The 20,842-nt window shown below is 70.9% G+C and carries 19 protein-coding genes, 3 tRNA genes, 1 other RNA gene and 1 pseudogene; 17 read left to right on the top strand and 7 right to left on the bottom strand.

Annotated elements, in window-relative coordinates; all coding sequences use genetic code 11:
- The first annotated feature begins 18 nt into the window (after window positions 1–18).
- From O0235_RS14525 to O0235_RS14505, 5 genes are read left to right on the top strand one after another with little or no spacing between them, the layout of a single operon-like run.
- On the top strand, window positions 19–954 hold the full coding sequence (locus O0235_RS14525) for a TIGR03560 family F420-dependent LLM class oxidoreductase (protein ID WP_270056487.1): 936 nt from the start codon (window positions 19–21) through the stop codon (window positions 952–954).
- 37 nt (window positions 955–991) lie between these two features.
- Entirely contained in the window at window positions 992–2,146 is a 1,155-nt protein-coding gene (locus O0235_RS14520) for a 1-deoxy-D-xylulose-5-phosphate reductoisomerase (RefSeq protein ID WP_270056486.1), read from the top strand.
- Window positions 2,143–3,330 carry a M50 family metallopeptidase gene (locus O0235_RS14515; RefSeq protein WP_270056485.1) on the top strand — a complete coding sequence of 396 codons (1,188 nt, stop codon included), beginning with the start codon at window positions 2,143–2,145 and terminating at the stop codon, window positions 3,328–3,330. Before O0235_RS14520 ends, O0235_RS14515 begins: the two co-directional genes overlap by 4 nt.
- Window positions 3,330–3,635, top strand: a complete 306-nt coding sequence (locus tag O0235_RS14510; protein ID WP_270056484.1) for a hypothetical protein — start codon at window positions 3,330–3,332, stop codon at window positions 3,633–3,635. The genes O0235_RS14515 and O0235_RS14510 overlap by 1 nt, the downstream gene beginning before the upstream one ends.
- On the top strand, window positions 3,632–4,552 hold the full coding sequence (locus O0235_RS14505) for a sugar phosphate isomerase/epimerase family protein (RefSeq protein WP_270056483.1): 921 nt from the start codon (window positions 3,632–3,634) through the stop codon (window positions 4,550–4,552). The genes O0235_RS14510 and O0235_RS14505 overlap by 4 nt, the downstream gene beginning before the upstream one ends.
- Here the strand turns inward: O0235_RS14505 and nadC are convergent.
- On the bottom strand, window positions 4,549–5,403 hold the full coding sequence (nadC, locus tag O0235_RS14500) for a carboxylating nicotinate-nucleotide diphosphorylase (RefSeq protein WP_270056482.1): 855 nt from the start codon (window positions 5,401–5,403) through the stop codon (window positions 4,549–4,551). The genes O0235_RS14505 and nadC overlap by 4 nt on opposite strands.
- The gene (locus O0235_RS14495; RefSeq protein WP_270056481.1) at window positions 5,393–6,940 is read right to left on the bottom strand and encodes an L-aspartate oxidase; all 1,548 of its coding nucleotides are present in this window, start codon (window positions 6,938–6,940) and stop codon (window positions 5,393–5,395) included. Before O0235_RS14495 ends, nadC begins: the two co-directional genes overlap by 11 nt.
- 121 nt (window positions 6,941–7,061) lie before the next feature.
- Between O0235_RS14495 and O0235_RS14490 the strand changes: the two genes are divergently transcribed.
- The 9 genes from O0235_RS14490 (at window position 7,062) to O0235_RS14450 (ending at window position 15,166) form a co-directional block, all read left to right on the top strand.
- A complete protein-coding gene (locus tag O0235_RS14490) occupies window positions 7,062–8,612 on the top strand; it encodes an acetyl-CoA carboxylase biotin carboxylase subunit (RefSeq protein WP_270056480.1) in 1,551 nt (516 codons plus the stop codon).
- On the top strand, window positions 8,594–9,112 hold the full coding sequence (locus O0235_RS14485) for an acyl-CoA carboxylase biotin carboxyl carrier protein subunit (protein ID WP_270056479.1): 519 nt from the start codon (window positions 8,594–8,596) through the stop codon (window positions 9,110–9,112). Before O0235_RS14490 ends, O0235_RS14485 begins: the two co-directional genes overlap by 19 nt.
- 55 nt (window positions 9,113–9,167) lie before the next feature.
- Window positions 9,168–9,430: signal recognition particle sRNA large type (gene ffs / locus O0235_RS14480), an RNA gene on the top strand.
- Window positions 9,431–9,496: 66 nt separating this feature from the next.
- Window positions 9,497–10,960 carry a ubiquitin-like domain-containing protein gene (locus O0235_RS14475; RefSeq protein ID WP_270056478.1) on the top strand — a complete coding sequence of 488 codons (1,464 nt, stop codon included), beginning with the start codon at window positions 9,497–9,499 and terminating at the stop codon, window positions 10,958–10,960.
- A gap of 28 nt (window positions 10,961–10,988) precedes the next feature.
- The gene (gene rsmA, locus O0235_RS14470) at window positions 10,989–11,822 is read left to right on the top strand and encodes a 16S rRNA (adenine(1518)-N(6)/adenine(1519)-N(6))-dimethyltransferase RsmA (RefSeq protein ID WP_270056477.1); all 834 of its coding nucleotides are present in this window, start codon (window positions 10,989–10,991) and stop codon (window positions 11,820–11,822) included.
- Entirely contained in the window at window positions 11,815–12,687 is an 873-nt protein-coding gene (gene ispE / locus O0235_RS14465; RefSeq protein WP_270056476.1) for a 4-(cytidine 5'-diphospho)-2-C-methyl-D-erythritol kinase, read from the top strand. Before rsmA ends, ispE begins: the two co-directional genes overlap by 8 nt.
- Complete coding sequence (locus tag O0235_RS14460) at window positions 12,684–13,103, top strand: hypothetical protein (protein WP_270056475.1); 420 nt, start codon at window positions 12,684–12,686, stop codon at window positions 13,101–13,103. The genes ispE and O0235_RS14460 overlap by 4 nt, the downstream gene beginning before the upstream one ends.
- A 71-nt stretch (window positions 13,104–13,174) precedes the next feature.
- Window positions 13,175–13,867, top strand: coding sequence for a CehA/McbA family metallohydrolase (locus tag O0235_RS14455; RefSeq protein ID WP_270056474.1), 693 nt, complete (start codon window positions 13,175–13,177; stop codon window positions 13,865–13,867).
- Window positions 13,868–13,897: 30 nt separating this feature from the next.
- Window positions 13,898–15,166, top strand: coding sequence for a calcium:cation antiporter family protein (locus O0235_RS14450; protein WP_270056473.1), 1,269 nt, complete (start codon window positions 13,898–13,900; stop codon window positions 15,164–15,166).
- Between the two features lie 88 nt (window positions 15,167–15,254).
- Here O0235_RS14450 and O0235_RS14445 read toward each other — a convergent pair.
- From O0235_RS14445 to O0235_RS14435, 3 genes are all read right to left on the bottom strand, one after another.
- Window positions 15,255–15,330: transfer RNA gene (locus O0235_RS14445), tRNA-Arg, on the bottom strand.
- A gap of 13 nt (window positions 15,331–15,343) precedes the next feature.
- Window positions 15,344–15,430, bottom strand: a tRNA-Leu gene (locus O0235_RS14440).
- A 59-nt stretch (window positions 15,431–15,489) separates the two neighbouring features.
- Window positions 15,490–15,566, bottom strand: a tRNA-Val gene (locus O0235_RS14435).
- A gap of 89 nt (window positions 15,567–15,655) precedes the next feature.
- Here O0235_RS14435 and O0235_RS14430 point away from each other — a divergent pair.
- From O0235_RS14430 to O0235_RS14420, 3 genes are read left to right on the top strand one after another with little or no spacing between them, the layout of a single operon-like run.
- The gene (locus O0235_RS14430) at window positions 15,656–17,047 is read left to right on the top strand and encodes a class II fumarate hydratase (protein WP_270056472.1); all 1,392 of its coding nucleotides are present in this window, start codon (window positions 15,656–15,658) and stop codon (window positions 17,045–17,047) included.
- Complete coding sequence (locus tag O0235_RS14425; RefSeq protein WP_270058081.1) at window positions 17,047–18,795, top strand: sensor histidine kinase; 1,749 nt, start codon at window positions 17,047–17,049, stop codon at window positions 18,793–18,795. The genes O0235_RS14430 and O0235_RS14425 overlap by 1 nt, the downstream gene beginning before the upstream one ends.
- Window positions 18,785–19,486 carry a response regulator gene (locus O0235_RS14420; RefSeq protein WP_270056471.1) on the top strand — a complete coding sequence of 234 codons (702 nt, stop codon included), beginning with the start codon at window positions 18,785–18,787 and terminating at the stop codon, window positions 19,484–19,486. Before O0235_RS14425 ends, O0235_RS14420 begins: the two co-directional genes overlap by 11 nt.
- Window positions 19,487–19,495: 9 nt before the next feature.
- On the opposite strand, the gene O0235_RS14415 is transcribed toward O0235_RS14420, so the two are convergent.
- Complete coding sequence (locus O0235_RS14415) at window positions 19,496–20,011, bottom strand: DUF1015 domain-containing protein (protein ID WP_270056470.1); 516 nt, start codon at window positions 20,009–20,011, stop codon at window positions 19,496–19,498.
- A 91-nt stretch (window positions 20,012–20,102) separates the two neighbouring features.
- Window positions 20,103–20,771: pseudogene (locus O0235_RS16165) on the bottom strand (DUF1015 family protein); the annotation flags it as partial.
- Window positions 20,772–20,842 lie beyond the last annotated feature (71 nt).

The following is a 20,842-nucleotide window of genomic DNA, read 5'->3' as shown; positions in this document are numbered from 1 at the left end:
CACTTCAGGGGGTGCCGCATGAACTTCGGCCTGCACATCGGCCAGCAGAACATCTCGATGGAAGAGCTCCGCCGGCTCTGGCGCTGGGCCGATACGGCCGGCTTCGACTGGGTCGACTTCTGGGACCACTTCTACGAAGCCCCGCCGGTCGACGGCAACGGCTCCTGCTTCGAAGCCACGACCTGCATGGCCGCGATGGCCTGCGAGACGTCGAACGTCCGCGTCGGCGTACTGGTCCTCGGCATGGGCTATCGCCACCCGGCAGTCCTCGCGAACGCGCTCTGCACCATCGACCACCTGAGCGGCGGCCGGCTCGAAATCGGCCTCGGCGCCGGCTGGCACGAGCCCGAGTACCGCGCCTACGGCATCCCGTTCCCGCCAATCAAGGAGCGGCTCGACATGCTTGAAGAAGGCATCCAGGTGGTCCGCCTGCTCACCACCCGCGACCGCTCCGATTTCGCAGGCCGCTACTACCGGCTCGAAAACTCCGCCTGCAACCCGAAGCCGATCCAGCCGCGCCCCCGCATCTGGGTCGGCGGCAACGGCGAAAAGCGGACCCTGCGCATCGCCGCCCGCCACGCCGACGGCTGGAACACGCCCTACACCTCGCCTGAGGAGTTCGCCCGGCTCTCCTCCGTGCTCGACCGCTGGTGCGAGACCGAAGGCCGCGACCCCGGCTCGATCGAACGGACCGTCAATCTCTCGTTCCACATGGCGGCCGATGCCGCCAGCCTCCCCCGGGCCGAGGAGCAGTTCCGCGCCACCTGGGGCCCGGCCGCCGACGCCATGCGCAGCCGCGGCGTCGTGACCGGCCTTCCCCGGCAGGCCGTCGACCTCGTCGGCCGCTATCGGGACGCCGGCGCGGCGCGCGTCAACATCGCCATCCGCCCGCCGGTCGACTGGGACGCCCTGCACGCCTGGGCGAACGAAGTCATCCCGGCGTTCGCCCGCTGACTGGCCGGCCGGCCCCGAACCGCCGTACGATCGGGACGTGAACGCACCGCGCCGCATCGCCGTCCTCGGCTCGACCGGCTCCATCGGGCGGCAGGCGCTCGACGTCATCGCCCGCTCGGCCGGCCGCTTCGCCGCTGTCGCTCTCGCCGGCGGCGGGAACACCGCCCTCCTCGCCGAGCAGGTCGCCCTCCACCGCCCGCGCTACGTGCATGCGCCGGCGCCCTGCGCTGCGCTCGAAACCGCTGCCGCCGCGTCGGGCGCCCGGTTCGCCCCGCCCGAAGAAGTCGCTGCCGCGCCGGACGTCGATATCGTCCTCGTCGCGACCGCCGGGGCAGCCGGGCTGCTGCCCACGCTCGCCGCGCTCCGCGCGGGCAAACCGGTCGCCATCGCCAACAAGGAAGTGCTGGTGATGGCCGGTCACCTGGTCCGCCGCGCCATGGCGGAAGGGGGCGGCGACCTCCGCCCGGTCGACAGCGAGCACTCCGCCATCTGGCAGTGCCTCTGGGGCGAAACGCCCGGGACCGTCCGCCGCATCATCCTCACCGCCAGCGGCGGCGCCTTCCGCGACCTGTCGATGGAGCAGCTCGCCGCCGTGACCCCTGAACAGGCCCTTGACCACCCCACGTGGAAGATGGGCCGCAAGATCACCGTCGATTCCGCGACGCTCATGAATAAAGGTATGGAGACGATCGAGGCGATGTGGCTGTTCGATGTGCCGATGGCGGCCGTCGACGTCGTGCTCCACCGCGAATCGATCGTCCACAGCCTCGTCGAGTTCTCCGACGGCAGCGTCAAGGCGCAGCTCGGTGTGCCCGACATGCGCCTTCCCATCCAGCTCGCCCTCAGCTACCCGGAACGGATGCCCGAACCGGCCGTCCCGCTGCTCGACCTCGCCGCGGCCGGCGCACTCCATTTCGGGCGGCCCGATACCGAGCGCTTCCCATGCCTCCGCCTTGCGATGGAGGCCGGCCGCGCCGGCGGCACCGTCCCCGCAGCCATGGCCGCCGCCGATGAGGTCGCGGTCGAGCGCTTCCTCAGCCGCGAGATCGGCTTTCTCGACATCCCGCGCATCATCGAGCGCGTCCTCGAACAGCACCGGCCGGTCGCGGACCCCTCCCTCGATGAGGTGCTCGCCGCCGACGCCGAGGCGCGCCGGCTCGCCGCCGCAGTTCCTGCAGGAGTGCCGGCATGATCTTCCTCGCCATCGACCCTGCCGCCATCCTGCAGGCCGCCGTTCCGTTCCTCGTCATGCTGGTCGTCCTCGTCGTCATCCACGAGTTCGGCCACTTCATCGCGGCGAAGGCGTTCGGCATCAAAGTCCTCGAATTCGGCATCGGCTTCCCGCCGCGCGCCTGGACCTTTCTCCGGAAGGGCGAAACCGAGTACACCCTCAACTGGCTTCCCATCGGCGGCTTCGTCCGCCTCCTCGGCGAGGAGGACCCGAGCGACCCCCGCAGCCTCGCCGCCCAGGCCGCCTGGAAACGCCTCGTCGTCATGTCCGCCGGCGTGATGATGAACCTCGTCACCGCCATCGTCCTCCTCGCCGTCGGCTTCATGGTGCCCCGGGAGCGCGCGCTCACGATGGCGCAGGTCATCGAAGTCGCCCCCGGCTCCCCGGCGGCGGAAGCGCGCATCGAGGGCGTCATGCGCGACGGCTCCGCGCCGCAGCAGGGCCTCCAGCCCGGCGACATCGTCCTCGAAGTCGAAGGCAAGGAAGTCCGCAACACCTCCGAGCTCGTCTACGCCAACCGCCTCCACCTCGGCGAAACCCAGCGCTGGGTCATCAACCGCGGCGGGGCCACGCTGACTGCCTACGTCTACGCTCGCTGGGACCCGCCCCCCGGGCAGGGCCCGACCGGCATCCGCATCGGCGCGCCCGCGAGCTGCACGGCTGACGCCGACGGCAACCCGACCTCCTGCCAGCTGCTCTATCCCTACACCGAAAAGGTCTGGGACTGGCCGTGGGTGGCGTTCCCGAAGGCCATCAGCTCGCTCGGCGAGACCTTCCGCCTGACCGTCAATGAAATTCGCGTCATGGTCGCCGGCACCTCCGGCGCATCGATGTCGAACGGCCAGCCTGCCTTCACCGGCCCGGTCGGCATCGCTGAGACGACCGGCAACCTCATCGATCAGCAGGGCTGGCGGCCACTCATCGAGCTGGCCGCGCTGCTCAGCCTCAACCTCGCCATCTTCAACGCCCTCCCCATCCCGATGCTCGACGGCGGGCGCATGCTGTTCGTCGTGATCGAAATCCTGCGCGGCGGCCGGCGCATCGCCCCCGAAAAAGAGGCGCTCGTCCACTTCATGGGCTTCGCGCTCCTCCTCTTCGGCGTGCTCATCGTCACGTACTTCGATATCGCCCGGCTCGTCAGCTGATGTACACGGCCATCTTCGTCGGGCTCTACCTTTTCGGCTGGAGCATCGCCGCCTTCCTGCCGTGGCTCGGCTGGAGCGTCGCGACGCGCGGCCGGGCCGGGCTCTGGAACCTCCCGCTCTGCCTCTTCGCGGGCATCGTCGCCGCCCTCGCCGTCCCGATCGCGGGGGCGACCGGCGCGGCCGGGCTCGGCGCGAGCTTCGCCGCCGCGTTCTTCGTTCCGCTCGCGCTGATGGCCCTCCGGCAATGGGCCCGCCTCCCGACGCCCGCCGCCAGCCCCCGCCCGGGGGTGCCGCCGCAGCGATGAGCCAATTCGCGCTCTCCACCATGTTCGCCCAGCAGCCGCGCTTCGAGGACGGCGCTGCGTTCGCCCGGTTCGCCGCCGAAGCCGGCTACGACGCCATCGAGATCAGCCACTCGACGCCGCTCGAAAAAATCGCCGCCATCCGGGCCGCCAACCTCCTGCCTATCGTCTCCATCCACCAGCCCGCCCCCTACGAGAAGCTCCCGAACGGACGCGGCAACGGCAGCCTCAACCTCGCCGCGCTCGACGACGACGAACGCGGCGCGGCGGTTGCGGCCGCGCTCCGCTCCATCGACCTCGCGGCGGAGGTCGGCGCCCGCCGCGTCGTCGTCCACCTCGGCCACGTCGGCAGCCCGCGCGAACAATTCGACGAGGAGCTCGCCCTCCGCCGCGCCTTCGACGCCGGCGAACGGAGCGGCCCGCGGGTCGAGGCGCTCAGGGCTGCTCTCGTCGAACGCCGCGCCGCGCTGGCAGAGCCGCACCTCGCGGCTGCCCGCCGGTCGCTGGCGGAGCTCGTCGCCGCCGCGCGYCGGCGCGGTATCGCGATCGGCATCGAAAACCGCTACCACTACCATGAAATCCCGCACCCGGCGGAGTACGAAGTCATCCTCGAGGGTTTCGACCCGTCCGAAGCCGGCTACTGGCACGATGTCGGCCACGCCGAGGTGCTCCACCGCCTCGGCCTCATCGACCGCCGCGCATGGCTCAGCCGCTGGGCGCCCCGCTGCATCGGTGCCCACCTCCACGACGTCGACGGCATTGGCGACCACCGCGCGCCGGGCAATGGCGACGTCAGCTGGGAGTACATCGCCAGCGGCGTTGGTCGGCTCGAAAGCTACACGCTCGAAATCAACCAGCACCAGCCGGATGAACGAGTGCGCGCTGCCCGCGAGTTCCTCGCCGGCGTCGGACTTGCTTAGAACATCAGCTCGAGGCTGATATCCAGCGCCCGCGCGCTGTGGGTCAGCGCGCCGACCGAAATCGCATCGACCCCCGTCTCGGCGATGGCGCGCACCGTCTCGAGCCGCACCCCGCCGGAGGCTTCGAGCTTCGCCCGCCCCGCCGCCCGCCGCACCGCCTCGGCCATCGCCTCGAGCGGCATGTTGTCGAGCAGGATCCACTCGGGCCGGGCCGCCAGCGCCTCGTCGAGCTGGTCGAGCGCGTCGATTTCGATCTCCACGGCGACGCCCGGCCGCAGGGCCCGGATCGCCGCCGCCGCTTCCGCTAGCGTGCGCCCTTCGCGCCGAATCGCCTCGCGGTGGTTGTCTTTCACCATCGCCATCGCCGCGAGGTCGCGGCGGTGGTTCGTCCCGCCTCCGCACCGCACGGCGTACTTCTCGAGGTCCCGGAGCCCCGGCGTCGTCTTGCGCGTGTCGAGGATGACCGCCTTCGTGCCGGCGACGGCGTCGACGAACGCCCGCGTCAGCGTCGCCGTCCCGCTCAGCCGCTGCACGAAGTTCAGCGCGACCCGCTCAGCCTGCAGCAGGGCCCGGACTGGCCCGGTCACCGATGCCAGCATCGCGCCGCCAGCGAACCGTTCGCCCTCGGCGATGTGCTGGTCGAAGCTGCACCGCGGGTCGACCAGCCGGAAGCAGGCCGCCGCAACCGGCATCCCGGCGAGCACCCCCGCTTCCTTCGCGAGGAACGTCGCGCGCCCCTCCAGCCCGGGGTCGACCGTCGCCAGGGTGGTGACGTCGTCGAGCGCGCGGTCCTCCTCGAGCGCGGCGCGCGCCAGCCGCTCCACCAGCCCGGGGTCCAGCTCAGCGTTCACGGACGAACACCTGCCGGCGTTTCCAGTGCGCGTCGTCAGTCTCCGGGTAGTCACTCCGGTAGTGCCCTCCGCGGCTTTCCGTGCGGCGCAGCGCGGCGGTCAGCATCAGTGCGGCGACGGTGGTCATCTGCTGCCGTTCGAACGCTTCGCGGGTCACGGCCCCCTCGCCGCGCGCGGGCCAGCCGGCGATCGTCTGCAGGCCCCGCTCGAGCCCTGCCCCGTCGCGCTCGATCCCGGCGCACTCCCACATCATCGCCTGGAGCTCTGCGTGCGAGGGCGCGGCAGTCGCCGGCATCGGCAGCGCCGCGCGGTCCGGCGTCGCCGCCGCAGCGCCGCCGCCCCCCGCGGCGAGGTGCTCGACCACGCGCTTCCCGAACACCACCGTCTCCATCAGGGAATTGCTGGCCAGCCGGTTCGCCCCGTGGACGCCCGTGCATGCGCATTCGCCGCAAGCGTACAGCCGCGGGACCGTCGTCCGGCCCCAGGTATCCGTCCGAACCCCGCCCATCAGGTAATGCGCCGCCGGCGCCACAGGGATCGGGTCGACCCGGATGTCGATGCCGGCGCTCATGCAGTAGGCGAAAATCGCCGGGAACCGGGCCGCGAGGTCCACCGACTTCAGCCCCGTGCAGTCCAGCAGCACGTGGTCGCTGCCGTCGCTCCGCATCTCGCGCACGATGGCGCGCGCCACTACGTCGCGCGGCGCGAGGTCCGCCAGCGGGTGGTACCGCTTCATGAACGCTTCGCCGGCCCGGTTGCGGAGCACCGCCCCTTCGCCGCGGACCGCCTCGGAGATCAGGAACGTCGGCACGCCCGGGACCCGCAGCGCTGTCGGGTGGAACTGGTAGAACTCGATATCGGCAATCTCGGCCCCCGCATCGAATGCCAGAGCGACGCCGTCACCGGTCGCCACGTCCGGGTTCGTGGTGTGCGAGAAGAGCTGGCCCGCCCCGCCCGTCCCGAGCACGACCGCATCCGCCAGGTACACCTCGCGCTCCCCCGTTTGGAGCGCGACCGCCTCGACGCCCGCAGCCTCGCCCTCCCGCGTGATGACCCGGGTGACCAGCGTGTGGTCGAGGATGGTGATCGCCGGGTCCTTCGCGGCCTCCGAGAGCGCCGTCTCGATCTCCGCCCCGGTGCGGTCCCCGCCGGCATGCAGCACCCGCGCGCGGCTGTGCGCCGCCTCGCGTCCCAGCGCCACTTCGCCGCCGAGCGAGTCGAACGAGACCCCGTAGCGGACGAGGTCGCGGATGCGCGCCGGCGCCTCGTAGCACAGGATCCGCGCCGCTTCTTCGTCCACCAGCCCGGCGCCGGCCGCAATCGTGTCGGCGAGGTGCTGTTCCGGGGAATCGAGGGGGCCGACGGCCGCCGCGATGCCGCCCTGCGCCCAGCGCGTGTTGCAGTCGTCGATGCTCCCCTTCGTCAGCACGAGCACCCGTCCGAGGTGCCGCGCTTCCAGCGCGACGAACAGCCCGGAAATCCCGCTGCCGACGACGATGACGGCGAACCGCTCTCCCTGGAGACCCGGGCCTGCCATGGGAGTTAGTGTACGAGCTACACGAAGTGCCGACCAACACGACGCGCTGTTCGCCTGTCGCCAGCCGTCCGCGTATGCTGTGGAGCTATCGAGTTTCTTGAGAGAAGTAAAGGCCCCTACGATGTTTTCCAAGGTCCTCGTGGCGAACCGCGGCGAAATCGCCCTTCGCATCGTCCGCGGATTGCGCGACCTCGATATCCGTTCGGTGGCCGTGTATTCCGATGTAGACCGCCTGTCACAGCACGTCCGCTATGCGGATGAGGCGCACTACATCGGCCCGGCCGACGCCCGCCAGAGCTACCTGAACGTGGAGCGCATCATCGACGTCGCGAAGAAGTGCGGCGCCGACGCGATCCACCCCGGGTACGGCTTCCTGGCCGAAAACGCCGAGTTCGCCGAGGCCTGCGAGGCCGCAGGGCTCGTCTTCATCGGCCCCTCGCCCGAGTCGATCCGGCTCCTCGGCGACAAGATCGCCGCGCGCCGCATCGCGGAACAGGCCGGGGTTCCCGTCCTCCCCGGGAGCGGCGAACTCACCTCGGTCGACGAAGCCCTCGCCTTCGCCGAGCGCATCGGCTATCCGGTCATGATCAAAGCGGCGGCCGGCGGCGGCGGCCGCGGGATCCGCCTCATCGATTCGCCCGAAGCGCTTCCCGGCGCGGCGGCCCGCGCGATGCAGGAGGCCGCCGCCGCCTTCGGCAACCCCGCGATCTACGTAGAAAAAAATCTCAAGCGCGTCCGCCACATCGAAGTCCAGGTCATCGGCGACCGCTACGGCAACATCGTCCCGCTCGGCGAACGCGAGTGCTCCATCCAGCGCCGCCACCAGAAGATCATCGAAGAGTGCCCGTCCGTCGCCGTGAGCCCCCAGCTCCGGCGCACCCTCTCCCGCGCCGCCGTCCGCATCGCCCGCGCCGCGAATTACCATAACGTCGGGACGGTCGAGTTCCTGCTCAACGAGGACGGCCAGCACTACTTCCTCGAGATGAACACCCGCCTCCAGGTCGAACACCCGGTAACCGAAATCGTCACCGGCACCGACCTCGTGAAGGACCAGATCCTCGTGGCGGCGGGCGAAGAGCTGCCCTACGAAGAGGCGGACCTCCTGACGCGCGGCTGGGCCATCGAGTGCCGCATCGTCGCGGAAGACCCCTTCAACAACTTCCTCCCGTCGGTCGGCCGCGTCGTCTTCGCGCGCGAGCCCGCGGGCCCCGGCATCCGGGTCGAAAGCGCGCTCTACGACGGCATCGAAGTGACGCCCTACTACGATTCGCTGCTCGCGAAAGTCACTGCCTGGGGCCGCAACCGCGAAGGCGCCCGCCAGCGGATGAAGCGCGCGCTCGCCGAGTTCCGCGTCGTCGGCGTCGCGACGAACATCCCCTACCTCCAGCAAATCCTCGACCTGCCCGACTTCATCAGCGGCGACATCGATACCGGCTTCCTCGACCGCAACCAGGTCCTTGCCGAAGAGCACTTCGAAGAGCAGCGCGAAATCGCCGAAATTGCGGCCCTGCTCATGGTCACCAGCAGCGACCGCGACAACGGCGACCAGCCGCTCAACGGGCAGGCGGCGCCCTCCAACGGCTACCGCGCTGCCATCGGCGCCTGGCGGCAGCAGCAGGCCGGGCTCACATCCCGCGGAGGTGGCATGGGCCGATGGCCGAGAAGTTTCTAGTCCGCACCGAAGAATCGGCATCCACCTGGGAGATCGAGCGCGACGACGAGGGCATCCGCGTCCGGCGTGAAGGCCAGCATGCGTGGACCCGCGTCGAACTGCAGCGCGTCGGTGATTCTCAGCTCTACCTGCTCATGCTCGAACACCGCCCCGTCGAGATTTACCTCGAACGGCGGCGCGGCGGCGCCCGCGCCACCATCGGCCGGCACGCCTTCGACTTCAACGTCGAGCGGTGGCGCCCCCAGGCGGCCAAACTCGCAGCCCAGCAGGCGCAGACCGGCCTCCGCCGCATCACCGCGCCGATGACCGGCTCCATCGTCGAAGTCCGCTGCAAGGCCGGGGACCGGGTCGCCCAGGGCGACGTCCTGCTCGTCATCGAATCGATGAAGATGAATAACGAGCTGCGCTCGCCCGCTGCCGGCGTCGTCGAACAGGTCGCCGTCTCGGGCGGTCAGCGCGTCAACGCCGGCGACCTCCTCGTCGCGCTCCACCTGGGCTAACGGCGGCGCTGGGCCTATTGACCCCCCGGCGCGCCCGGCGCTAGGGTAAGGATGGCTGTGCTAGACGGGGAGCTAGCGGTGCCCTGAACCCGCAATCCGCTATAGCGGGGTCGAATTCCTGCTCGAGGGCTGCGCTTTCGGGGACTGTCCTCTTCAGTCGGCGCCGAGGGTCTGGTCCTGCGCGGCGAGGCGCTCCGAACCTGGTCAGGTCCGGAAGGAAGCAGCCATAAGGGGTCTGCCTCGGGTGCCGCAGTCAACCGGGCCTGAGCCGGCTGTTGCAGAGCAAGCCCGGAATCCAGTTCGACAGCAGGTGCACGGCCACCTTCTCCAGCTTGCGACCGGCCCGGACCCGCACGGGCTCGCGTCAATCCACGAGGAGTGCGTGTGACGCAGGCCCTGCCCCGGCCGTACCTCCCGTCACGGCTGCGCGACGAACGCCGGCAGTTCGTCCGCCGCGCCCGCGCGCGCATCTTCCGCGGCCGCAACCACGCCGCCGCCGTCCTCGCCGTCGCCGCCGTCACCGTGCTCGGCGTGGTCGCCTTCCCGTCCCGCGACACCCTCGTCGTCTCCGAGAGCGGCGCCCGTCTTTACCACACCGTCTTCCCCGGCGAACTCGCCGCCCTCCCCGGGCTCGCGCAGCCGAACCAGCGCACCCGCGTCTTCGAGACGGCCGGCCTCTCGGGCATCGGCATCCAGGCGCCGCGCTCCGTCACGATCACCGTCGACGGACGCGACCTCTCGCTCATGACCACCGCCTCGACCGTGGGCGGCGCCCTCGCCGAGGCGGGCGTCGCGCTCGGTCCGCGCGATCGGGTCCGGCTCAACGGCGTCGTCGCGTCGCCCGCCGCGCCGCTCGCCGGCTTTCGCATCGCCGACAGCTCCGCCGCCGCAGCCCATTCGCCGGCCCCGGTCGTGACCGTCGAACGCGCCCGCCGTCTCGTCGTCTACATCGATGCCCTCCGCCTCGAAGTCCAGTCGCCCGCGGCGACCGTCGAAGAACTCATCGCCGACCTCGGCCTCGTCGTCCGCGAAGCCGACCTCGTCGAGCCGGCCCTCGCCACGCGGCTGGATGCCGGCATGGCCGTCCGGCTCGCCCCCGCGCGGACCATCAACGTCGTCCTCGACGGCCGGCCCCACGCGCTCTACACCCGCGCCGCGACTGCCGGCGAGGTGCTCGCCCTGCTCGACCTCGGCGATGCGCAGGTCATCGACCTTTCGCACGAACCCGGCGACTACCTCGCGGCTGGCGCGACGCTCGTCGTCGCCACCCTGCGCACGGCGCGGGAAGAAGTGGCCGAGCCGCTTCCGCCCCCCGTGCTCGTCGAAGAAGACCCGGCTCTGCCGAAGGGCCAGGTGCGGCTCACCCCGGGCCAGCCCGGCGAAATCCGCGTCGTCTACGAAGCGATCTACCGCAACGGCGTCCTCGAGCGGCGCGAGGCCGTCGCGCGCACCGTCACCCGCTCGCCCGTTCCCGCCCGCCAGGTCGTCGGAACGCTCGAAACTGGCGGCTCGGGCAACATCCTCGCCAGCCCCGAATACACCGGCCCTTACCGCAAGAAAGTGACGGTCTGGGCCACCTGGTACAACGCCAGCCACGGCCCCTGGTCGCGCGAGCACCCGGCCTACGGCCGGACCGCCACCGGGGCGATCGTCGACCGCGGCATCTGCGCCGTCGACCCGGACTACATCCCGCTCGGCACCCGCTTCGTCGTCCCCGGCTACGGCCTCTGTGTCGCTGCCGATGTCGGCGGCGGCATCAAGGGTTGGAAGATCGACCTCGGCTTCCCCGAGTCCGCCGGGCCCAACCCGTGGCGAACCGGCAACGTCGATATCTACATCCTCGACTGACCCTTCCGGCCGCCCCTACGATGGAGCCATGCCCGCCGCGAAATCGGAGCGCCTTCCCGGCCCGCGCCCGCGCAAGGCGCTCGGCCAGCATTTCCTCCGCGATTCCGGCGTGCTCGCCGACATCACGGGGGCGCTCCGCGTGCCCGAAGGCGGCCTCGTCGTCGAAATCGGGGCCGGCACCGGCCAGCTGACGGCCGCGCTCCTCGATGCCGGCCACGAGGTCGTCGCGCTCGAAATCGAGCCCCGCCTCGTCGGCCACCTCCGCAACCGCTTCCGCCGCCACCCGCGGCTCCGCATCGTCGAAGCCGACGCCCGCACCGCCGCGTACGCAGACATCGTCCCCGCCGACCGGCCGTTCTCCATCGTCGGCAATCTGCCGTACTTCGCCGCCAACCCCATCGTCCGCAACGCGCTCGAATCCGCCCGCAAGCCCGCGGAGCTCGTCGTCATGGTCCAGCGGGAGGTCGCGCGCGAGATGGCCGCCCCGCCCGGCGCGTGGTCGCTCCTGACCGTCTCCATCCGGGTGTATGCCGAGCCCGAACTCCTCTTCGATGTGCCCCCGGAGGCGTTCGACCCTCCGCCAGCCGTCTGGTCAACCGTGATTCGGCTCGAACTCCTGCCGGAGCCGGCGGTCCCGGCGGCCGATATCCCCGGCTTCTTCGAGTTCGTCAGCCGCGTCTACCGGAATCCCCGGAAGCAAATCCATAACAGCCTCGCGCGCGGCCTGTGGCTGCCGCCCGGCGGCGCCCGCGAGGCCCTGCTCCGCGCCGGCATCGACCCTGCGCGCCGCCCTGAGACGCTCGACCTCGCCGAGTGGCGCGCCCTGCAGCGCGCCGCCGCAGAGGTGCTCGCCCTTGCCTGAGCGGCTGCGCGCGCGCGCCCCCGCCAAGGTCAACCTCGCGCTCGACGTCCTCGGGCGCCGCCCCGACGGCTACCACGAGCTCGACACGATTTTCCTCGAGCTCGACCTCGCCGATGACGTCGAACTCCTGCCCGGAGCGGAGCCCGGCATCGACGTCGATGGCCCCTGCGCGGCCGGGACCCCGGGCGACCGTTCGAACCTCGCCTGGCGGGCGCTCGAGCTCGCGGCTGCCGCCGCCGGCGAGCCCCCCGCGCACCGCATCGTCATCCACAAGCGGATACCGGCGGCCGGCGGCCTCGCCGGCGGCTCCTCTGATGCAGCCGCAGTGCTCCGCCTGGCCGCCCAGCTCTGGCCCGGCATCGCGCCGCACCTCCCGCAGCTCGCGCTCCAGCTCGGGAGCGACGTGCCGTTCTTCCTGCTCGGCGGCCTCGCGCGCGGCCGGGGCCGCGGCGAAAAGCTCGAATCCCTCCCTCTCACCGCGCGGTGCGACGTCCTGCTCTTCCCGCCGGGGGCCGCCACCCCGTCGCCCCCGCGCAAGACCGCCGCCGTGTTCGAAGCGTACGCCGCGCTGCCGCCCGCCTCGCCCGCCGTCCCGCGGGTGCTCGACCTCCTCGCGGCCGGCCATCTCACCTCCGGGGGGCTCCTCGGCGCCAACGCGCTCGAACCAGCTGCGCTCCGGGTCTTCCCGGGCCTCGCCGATCACCGCGCGCGGGTCGAGGCGGCCCTCGCTCAGCCAGTCGTCCTCACCGGTGCCGGCCCGACCTGGTTCTGGGCCGGGCCCCCGGGCGCCGGCGCTGCCCTCGCCGAACGGGCGCGGTCAGCCGGCCTCGAGGCCATCGTCACCCGGGCGGCGCAGGCGCCGTGAGCGTCTACACCGTCCTCGCCGGCTGGGCCATGGGCAACGCGATGGCCATCATTTCGACCTTCGCGCTCACGTATATCGCCGTGCAGCCCGGCGCCCAGCGGTTCGTCCAGAAGGTCTTCGACCCCGAGGTGCCGGGCTGGCTCCTCGCCGTCCCCATCTCGATCGGCGCCGGCGTCCTCTGGTCGATGACCGGGCTGGTGCTCGCCTCCATCTACATCCTCGGCGGCTTCGCCGAGATGACGCCGGCCCTCGGCGCGCCGAGCGGCCCGTGGCTCCTCCTCATGGCTGCCATCGCCTGGCTTCCCGTGCCCATCCTCTGGCTCATCTCCCGCCGGCTCTGGTGGATGTGGCTCGGCATGTCGCTCGTCTTCGTCGGCCTCTTCGGCTGGGCGATGCCCGTGCTCGGGGAGCGGTGATATACTCGCCGCACTCGTGAAAATCCGAACGAATCTGCGGAGGGCGCCGTTTGCCGGGCACCATCATTGACATGCATCTGCATACCACCCGGGGCGCCTCGGACTCCATGCTCGACCCCGATGACCTCATCGCCGAGGCCCGCCGCGTCGGCCTTACCGGCGTGAACATCACCGAGCACGACCGCATGTGGGAGCCGTGGGACCTCAACCCGTTCCGCAAGAAGCACGAAGGGATCTTCGTCTCGAACGGCATGGAGGTCTCCACCGATATGGGGCACATCCTCGCCGTCGGGCTGAAGGGCTACGCCCCGGGCATCCGCCGCCTCGAAAAGCTCCGCGAAATCGCTGACGAGCAGGGCGCCTTCCTCATCGTCGCCCACCCGTTCCGCCACTTCTTCGACCCCGTCCACTTCAAGCGCGAGGGCAAGGAGCCCTTCCGCCTCACCCCCGAGGAAGCCGCAAAGCTCCCCGTCTTCCAGCTCGTCGACGCTATCGAAGTCCTCAACGGCTGCAACACCCCGCGCGAGAACTACTTCGCCCTGCAGGTTGCCAAGGTCCTCGGCAAGCCCGGCACCGGCGGCTCCGATGCGCACAGCACCCAGGGCATCGGTTACTTCACCGCTGTCTTCGAAGAAGAGCTCCTGAGCCAGGAGCACATGGTCGACCAGCTCCACAAAGGCCGGTTCTACCCGGGCCGCGGTCTCCCCGAAGGGAAACTCGAAAACTACTGGGAGACCGCCGAGCCCATCCCGTTTTACGAATGAACCGCGCCAGCCGACCGGGAGCCCGGCCCCGTGCGGACTGATACCCGCGCCTGGCTCACCATCGGCGCCGCGGCGCTCGCCTGCGCACCGGGCATCGCCTTCCGCTTCGCCGGCTACCATCCCCCGGCGATCGCCGGCGCGCTCACCTTCGGCATCGCCATCCTCGCCGCGGCCTTCCTGCTCTCGTGGGGCGCCGAGACCGCTGAGATGGACATCTCGCAGGGGCTCGCGCTCGCCATCATCGCCATCATCGCCGTCCTGCCCGAGTACGCGGTCGATTTCATCCTCGCCTGGAAGGCCGGCGCCGACCCGGCCGAGGCCGAGCGCGGCCTCGCCGTCGCGAACATGACCGGCGGCAACCGCCTGCTCATCGGCATCGGCTGGCCGCTCGTCTTCTTCCTGTTCTTCTACCGCACCCGCATTCGCGAACTGGTGGTCGACCGCGAGCGCAGCCTCGAGCTGACGTTCCTTGCCGTCGCAACGGCCTACGTCATCTTCATCCCGCTCCGCAGCCACATCACCGTCATCGACACCATCGTCCTCGTCTCCCTCTTCCTGATGTACATGTTCTTCACCTCCCGCGTCGAAACCGAGGAGGTCGAGCTCGTCGGGCCCGCGAAGGCGATCGGTGCCCTCCAGGCCGCGCCTCGCCGTCTCGTCGTCGTCGTCCTCCTCGTCTACAGCGCCGTTGCCATCTTCGCCTCCGCCGAACCCTTTGCTGACTCCCTCGTCCACATCGGCGAACGCTTCGGCATCAGCGAGTTCTTCCTCATCCAGTGGCTCGCGCCGCTCGCGTCGGAATCGCCGGAGGTGCTCGTCGCCTGCCTCCTCGCGTGGCGCGGCCGCGCCGCCGCCGGCATGGGCGTCCTCATCTCCTCGAAGGTGAACCAGTGGACGCTCCTCATCGGCACGCTGCCGATCGCCTTCCTCGTCTCCGCGGGCGAATTCGGGTGGACGCTGGGCCTGCCTCTCGACAGCCGCCAGCGCGACGAAATCTTCCTGACCGCCGCGCAAAGCGCCTTCGCCATCGCCGTATTCGCCAACCTGCGCATGTCTCGCGCCGAGGCTGCTGTCCTGTTCGGCCTCTTCGCGACGCAGCTCTTCATCACGAACGAACACGCGCGCGTGCTGTACGGGCTCGCGTACACCATCCTCTGCGTCGTCCTGCTCGCATGGAACTGGCGCGCGCTCCCCCGGACCCTCCGGGACGCGGTCACCATCATGCAGGGCCGCGAACTCGCCCCCGGCGACGACCTCGCGGCCGAGGAGCAGGCCGAACCGGCGCGCCCGGCGCCCTGAACCGGGGCCCTCACCAGCGCCCGAAAACGAAAAAGCCGCCCGGTTCGGCGGCTGACGGCGTGCCCGCGACACGTGGCTGGAGCAAAGATGGTACGCCCGGGAGGATTCGAACCTCCGACCTTTGGGTCCGCAACCCAACACTCTATCCCCTGAGCTACGGGCGCACGAAACAGTCGCTGGTGCCGAAGGTGAGATTTGAACTCACACGCCCACAGGGGGCACTACGCCCTGAACGTAGCGCGTCTGCCATTCCGCCACTTCGGCACTGCTTCGATTATCGGCCGGACGGGCACCCCGTTCAACCGATGGACCGACGATTCGGCTGGTGGGCGGTACTGGACTCGAACCAGTGGCCTCGTCGGTGTGAACGACGCGCTCTAACCATCTGAGCTAACCACCCGCCACGCCCCAGTCTATGCCTGCGCCATCCCCTGTTCAACCCGCCGGCGGCCTCTCCAACCTCCTCCGCGAGCCTGCTAGAGTGTCCCCATGGCCGACGCCACCCGCATCGAGCGCGACGCCCTCGGTGAATTCCCGGTGCCCGCCGATGCTCTCTACGGCATCGATACCGCCCGCGCTATCGCCAACTTCCCTATCTCCGGCCGACCCTTCCCGCTGGCGATCGTCCACGCGCTGGCGCTCCTCAAGGCTGGCGCCGCCCGCGCCAACCGCCAGCTCGGGCTCCTCGACCCTCAGCTCGCCGACGCCATCATCACCGCCGCCACCGAGGTCGCCGAGGGCCGCTGGGACGACCAGTTCCCGGTCGACATCTACCAGACGGGTTCCGGCACCTCCACCAACATGAACGTGAACGAGGTCATCGCGAACCGCGCCAACGAGCTCCTCGGCGGCGGCCCGCGCGGCGTCTACCGGCCGGTCCATCCGAACGACCACGTCAACCGCGGCCAGTCCTCGAACGACGTCGTGCCGACGGCCATCCACCTCGCCGCCATCCGCCGCATCCGCGAGCACCTGCTGCCCGGCCTCTACCGGCTCGAATCCGCGCTCCAGGCGAAGTCGGCCGAATTCGACGGCGTCATCAAGACCGGCCGCACCCACCTGATGGACGCCGTGCCGGTCCGCCTCGGCCAGGAGTTCCGCGGCTACGCGGGGCAGGTCGAACGCGCGCGCCGCCGGGTCACCGCCGCCGGCGAAGCCCTGCGCGAGGTCGCGCTGGGCGGCACCGCGGTCGGCACCGGCCTCAACACCCACCCCGAATTCGCCGGCCGCGCGCTCGCGTACGTCTCCGAAGTCGCCCGCGTCCAGCTCACCGAGACGACCAACCACTTCCAGGCCCAGTCCTCCATCGACGCCATCGTCGAGGCAAGCGGCCACCTCCGCGCGGCCGCCGTCGCGCTCGTCAAGATCGCCAACGACCTCCGCCTGATGGCGTCCGGCCCCCGCGCCGGGCTCGCCGAAATCGAGCTCCCGGCGCTCCAGCCCGGGAGCAGCATCATGCCCGGCAAGGTGAACCCCGTCATCCCGGAAGCGGTCATCCAGGTCGCGGCCCGGGTCGTCGGCAACGACGCGACCATCGGCATGGCGGGCCAGTGGGGCTTCTTCGAACTCAACACGATGCTGCCCGTGGCGGGCGCGGCGCTGCTCGAATCCATCGACCTCCTCGGCAATGCCGCGGCCGTCTTCGCCGAGAAGTGCATCGCGGGCATCCGCGCTACGGAGCGCGGCCCCCAGCTCGTCGAGCAGGGCCTCGCCATCGCGACGCCCCTCGCCCTCGATATCGGCTACGACCGCACTGCCGAGCTCGTGAAGCTCGCCCTCGCCGAAGGCATCACCATCCGCGAGGCCGCGCGGCGGGAACTCGGCCTCGATGACCGCGCCCTCGACCGCCTGTTCGACTTCCGCCGCATGACGGGCGCGTGATGGCGCCCGGCAGCAGCCCGGCGGCCCGCTCCGCGGGCGACCCCTCGCTCCTGCCAGGTGCCCCGCCCCGGCTCCGCGGCCTCCTCCGCTGGCTGGCCGAGGACGACACCGCCGGCTGGCTTCGCGGCTACCTCATCGCCGCGGTTCTCGTCGCCGTCGCGACCGCCGCCCGCGGCCTCCTCGGCCTCATCTTCGAGGGGCTCACGCCGACGTTCGTCATCTTCCTCGGCGCGTCCGTCGCGACGGCCTTCCTTGCCGGCACCGGGCCGGCCCTCGCAGCGACCGCTGCCTCGGCCGTCATCGCGAACCTCTTCTTCGTTGGCAGCCCCGGGGCGTTCGAGTTCGATACGGCCGACCTGGTCGTCCTGGCCGCCTTCGTCGTCGAGGGCGGCGTCATCGCCGTCTTCGGCGGCCGGATGCGCCGGCTGCTCCGCCGCCTCATCGAGCGCGAAGCCGAGATCTCCGACCTCTACGCCGGCGCCCTCGCCAAGGAACACGAGCTCCTCCGCGCCAACGAGGCCCTCCAGCTCCTCGCCGACGCGGGCGTCGCCCTCAACCAGTCGCTCGACCTCCAGCGCACGATGACAGCCCTCGCGGGGCTCGTCGTCCCGAGGTTCGCCGACGCCTGCTTCATCGACCTCCTCGAGGACGGCCGGCTCCGGCGTGTCGCGCGCGCCAGCGCCGACGCCAGCCTCGCGGAAGCCGTCGAATCATTCGAGGCCGCCGGCGCCGCGCAGGAGCTCCGCGCTGCCATCGGCAACGCCGTCCGGGGCGGCAGCGCGTGGTTCGTCCCTGTCATCAGCGACGACATGCTCCGGCGCCTGTCGGGAACGCCCGGCCTGCTCGAGGCCGCCCGGCAGGTTCGCGCCCGGTCGATCATCGTCGCGCCGATCGAGTCCCGCGATGGCCTCTTCGGCGCCATGACCTTCCTGCGGGTCGGCAGCTCCCGCCAGTTCGACGGCCGGGACGTCGAGCTCGCGCGGCAGATCGGCGCCCGCGCGGCCATCGCCATCGACCACGCCCGCCTCTACGAAGAAGCGCGCCGCGCCAACGATGCGAAGGACGAGTTCCTCGGCTTCATCTCGCACGAACTCCGCACGCCCATCACTGTCATCCACGGCGGCGCCCACGTGCTCCGCACCCGCCGGGGCGAACTCCCGCCCGATGTCGCCGACGGCATCCTCGCCGACGTCGAACGGGAGGCGGAGCGCCTCTCGCGCATGCTCGAAAACCTGCTGGCGCTCTCCCGCGCCGAACTCGACCGCGACGTGCCGGTCGAACCTGTGCTGCTCCAGCGCCTGATCCCGCGGCTCGTGGCCGGCCTCGACCCGGGCARCGGCTGTACCGTCGACGTGCGCGTCGAAGCGGCGCCCCCGCCGGTTGCTGGCGACCCCGGTTACCTCGAGCACGTCCTCCGCAACCTCATCCAGAACGCCGCCAAGTACGCACCGCCCGGAACGGCCATCGAGGTCGTCGTCGCCGGGGACGCCTCCGGCGGCACTGTCAGCGTGCTGGACCGCGGGCCCGGCGTTCCCCCGGAAGACATCGACCGCATCTTCGAGCGCTTCTACCGCTCCTCCCGCACCGCCGGCCTCGCCCCCGGGGCCGGCCTCGGCCTCGCCGTCTGCCGCAGGCTCATCGAAGGGATGGGCGGTACCATACGCGCCGAACTTCGGCAGGAGGGCGGGCTCGCCGTCACCTTCTGGCTCCCCGCCTTCGCCGACCCGGGAGACGACGATGAGCGCTGAACCCCTGCTGCTGGTGGTCGACGATGAGGCCGGCGTCCTTCGGCTCATGAAACTTGAGCTGACGGCGCAGGGCTTCCGCGTCATCACCGCCGCCGACGGCGAGGAGGCGCTCCGCCTTGCCGAGGAGCAGCGCCCCGACGCAGTCGTCCTCGACATCATGATGCCGGGCATCTCCGGGCTCGAAGTCATGCGCCGCCTCCGCGAGCGCTCCAACGTGCCCATCATCCTCGTCACCGCGAAGGACAAGGACAGCGACAAGGTCCGCGGTCTCGAACTCGGCGCCGACGACTACGTGGTGAAGCCCTTCAACCCGGACGAGCTCGGGGCCCGCATCCGCGCAGTCCTCCGGCGCGCCGTCGCCGCGGAGGTCGACCGGGTCGTCCGGGCCGGCAACGTCGAAATCGACCTGAACCGCCGGCTGGTCCACAAGAACGGCGAGCAGGTGTCGCTCACCCGCACTGAATGGCTGCTGCTCCAGCACCTCGCCGCCAACCCGGACAAGGTCATCCTCGCGCCGGAGCTCCTCTCGAAGGTCTGGGGCCCGGAGTACCGCGATGACCTCCAGTACCTCCGCGTCTGGGTTTCCCGCCTCCGCGCAAAAATCGAAGACGCGCCCGCCGAGCCCCGCATCATCAAGACGCTTCCGGGAATCGGCTACATGCTGTCGACCGGCGGCGGAACCGAAGACTGACCCCGGCCCTCAGGGTTCAAGGGGATAGAAGACCAGCCCGGTCCCCAGCTTCGGGTGGAAGAACGTCGACTTCTGCGGCATCCGCTCGCCCTGGTCGGCGAGCTTCATGACGTCATCGATGCGCACCGGGTTCAGCAGGAAGGCAGCAGAAGCCCCCGGTCGCGCCTCCAGGAACGCGAACACCTCGTCGAGGTCGTGGGAATACTCGATCGCGCCCGCCCGCAGGTCGTCGTCCGAAATGCCCCAGAGCGGTTCGAGCACTCCGTAGCGCAGCACGTTCGGCCCGATGCCGAGCCACGCGTCCGAATGTCCCGCCGGCACGTTCCCCGCGAGCGGTTTGCCCGGCACCCGGCGCAGGGCGTGGACCTGGCGGGGCTCCAGCTCGAGCGCCACCGCGTCTGCTGTCTCCAGGACGGCGAGGAGCGCCTCGCGCGATGCGTCCGCCCCGGCGGGGAGCTTCACGTGTTCGATCTCGAAGGCGTCCCCGAGCCGCTGCCGCCAGTCCGCCGGCGCCGGCCGCGGCACCAGCCGGTGAATCGGCCGGATGACGAGCCACTGGGTCCTCGCTTGCGACGATGGCCGCCATGGTGAACCGCGCCGGGTGGTCGGGCGGCAGCGGCCCCTGTTCGAGCCGCCAGTTGCGGTAATTCACGGCGGTCTCGTACCGGTGATGGCCGTCCGCGATGTAGAACGACTCCGCCAGCAGCGGCGCCAGCTGGCGCATCTCGTACGGGCCCGCTTCGACCGCCCAGAAGCGGTGGTGGTCGCCTTCGAAACTCGTGGCGGTCGCCGTCGGCGGCGTTGCCGCGGCCGTCCGTTCGATGAAATCGCGCAGCTGGCCGGCCCGGTCCCGCGCAATGCAGAAGACCGGGCTGAACTGCACGCCCGTGGCCTGCAGCAGCCGCAGCCGGTCCTCCTTCGGGCCCGACATGGTGTACTCGTGCGGCTTCACCGCCCCGGTTTCCCACGGCTGCGCCTCGACCGCCGCCATCACCCCGCGCCGCCGGTAGACGTGGCCGCCTTCGACGAACTCCTGCTCGTAGACGTACAGCATGGGCCGCTCATCGCGCGCCAGGAGGCCGCGGGCCTGCCACTCCTGCACGAGCCCGGCCACCCGGCCGTACCGCTCGTCGCCGCCTTCCGCCAGCTCGAGGTGGACGGCGTTGCACGGGTTCTTTGCCGCCAGCGCCCGCTGCATGGCGGGCGTGATGACGTCGTAGGGCGGCGCGAGCAGGTCATCGAGCGGGCCCGCAGCAGGCGTATAGCGCAGGCCGCGGAACGGCATGAACTGGGGCATCGGGTCTCCCGGCGTGGCTCTCGTGGTTTGTTTGGCGGGGCGCCGGACCGGTAAGATCC

The sequence above is a fragment of the Tepidiforma flava genome, assembly GCF_027594505.1.
GTDB classification, from domain to species: domain Bacteria; phylum Chloroflexota; class Dehalococcoidia; order Tepidiformales; family Tepidiformaceae; genus Tepidiforma; species Tepidiforma flava.
This window is presented reverse-complemented; position numbering and strand designations above follow the sequence as displayed.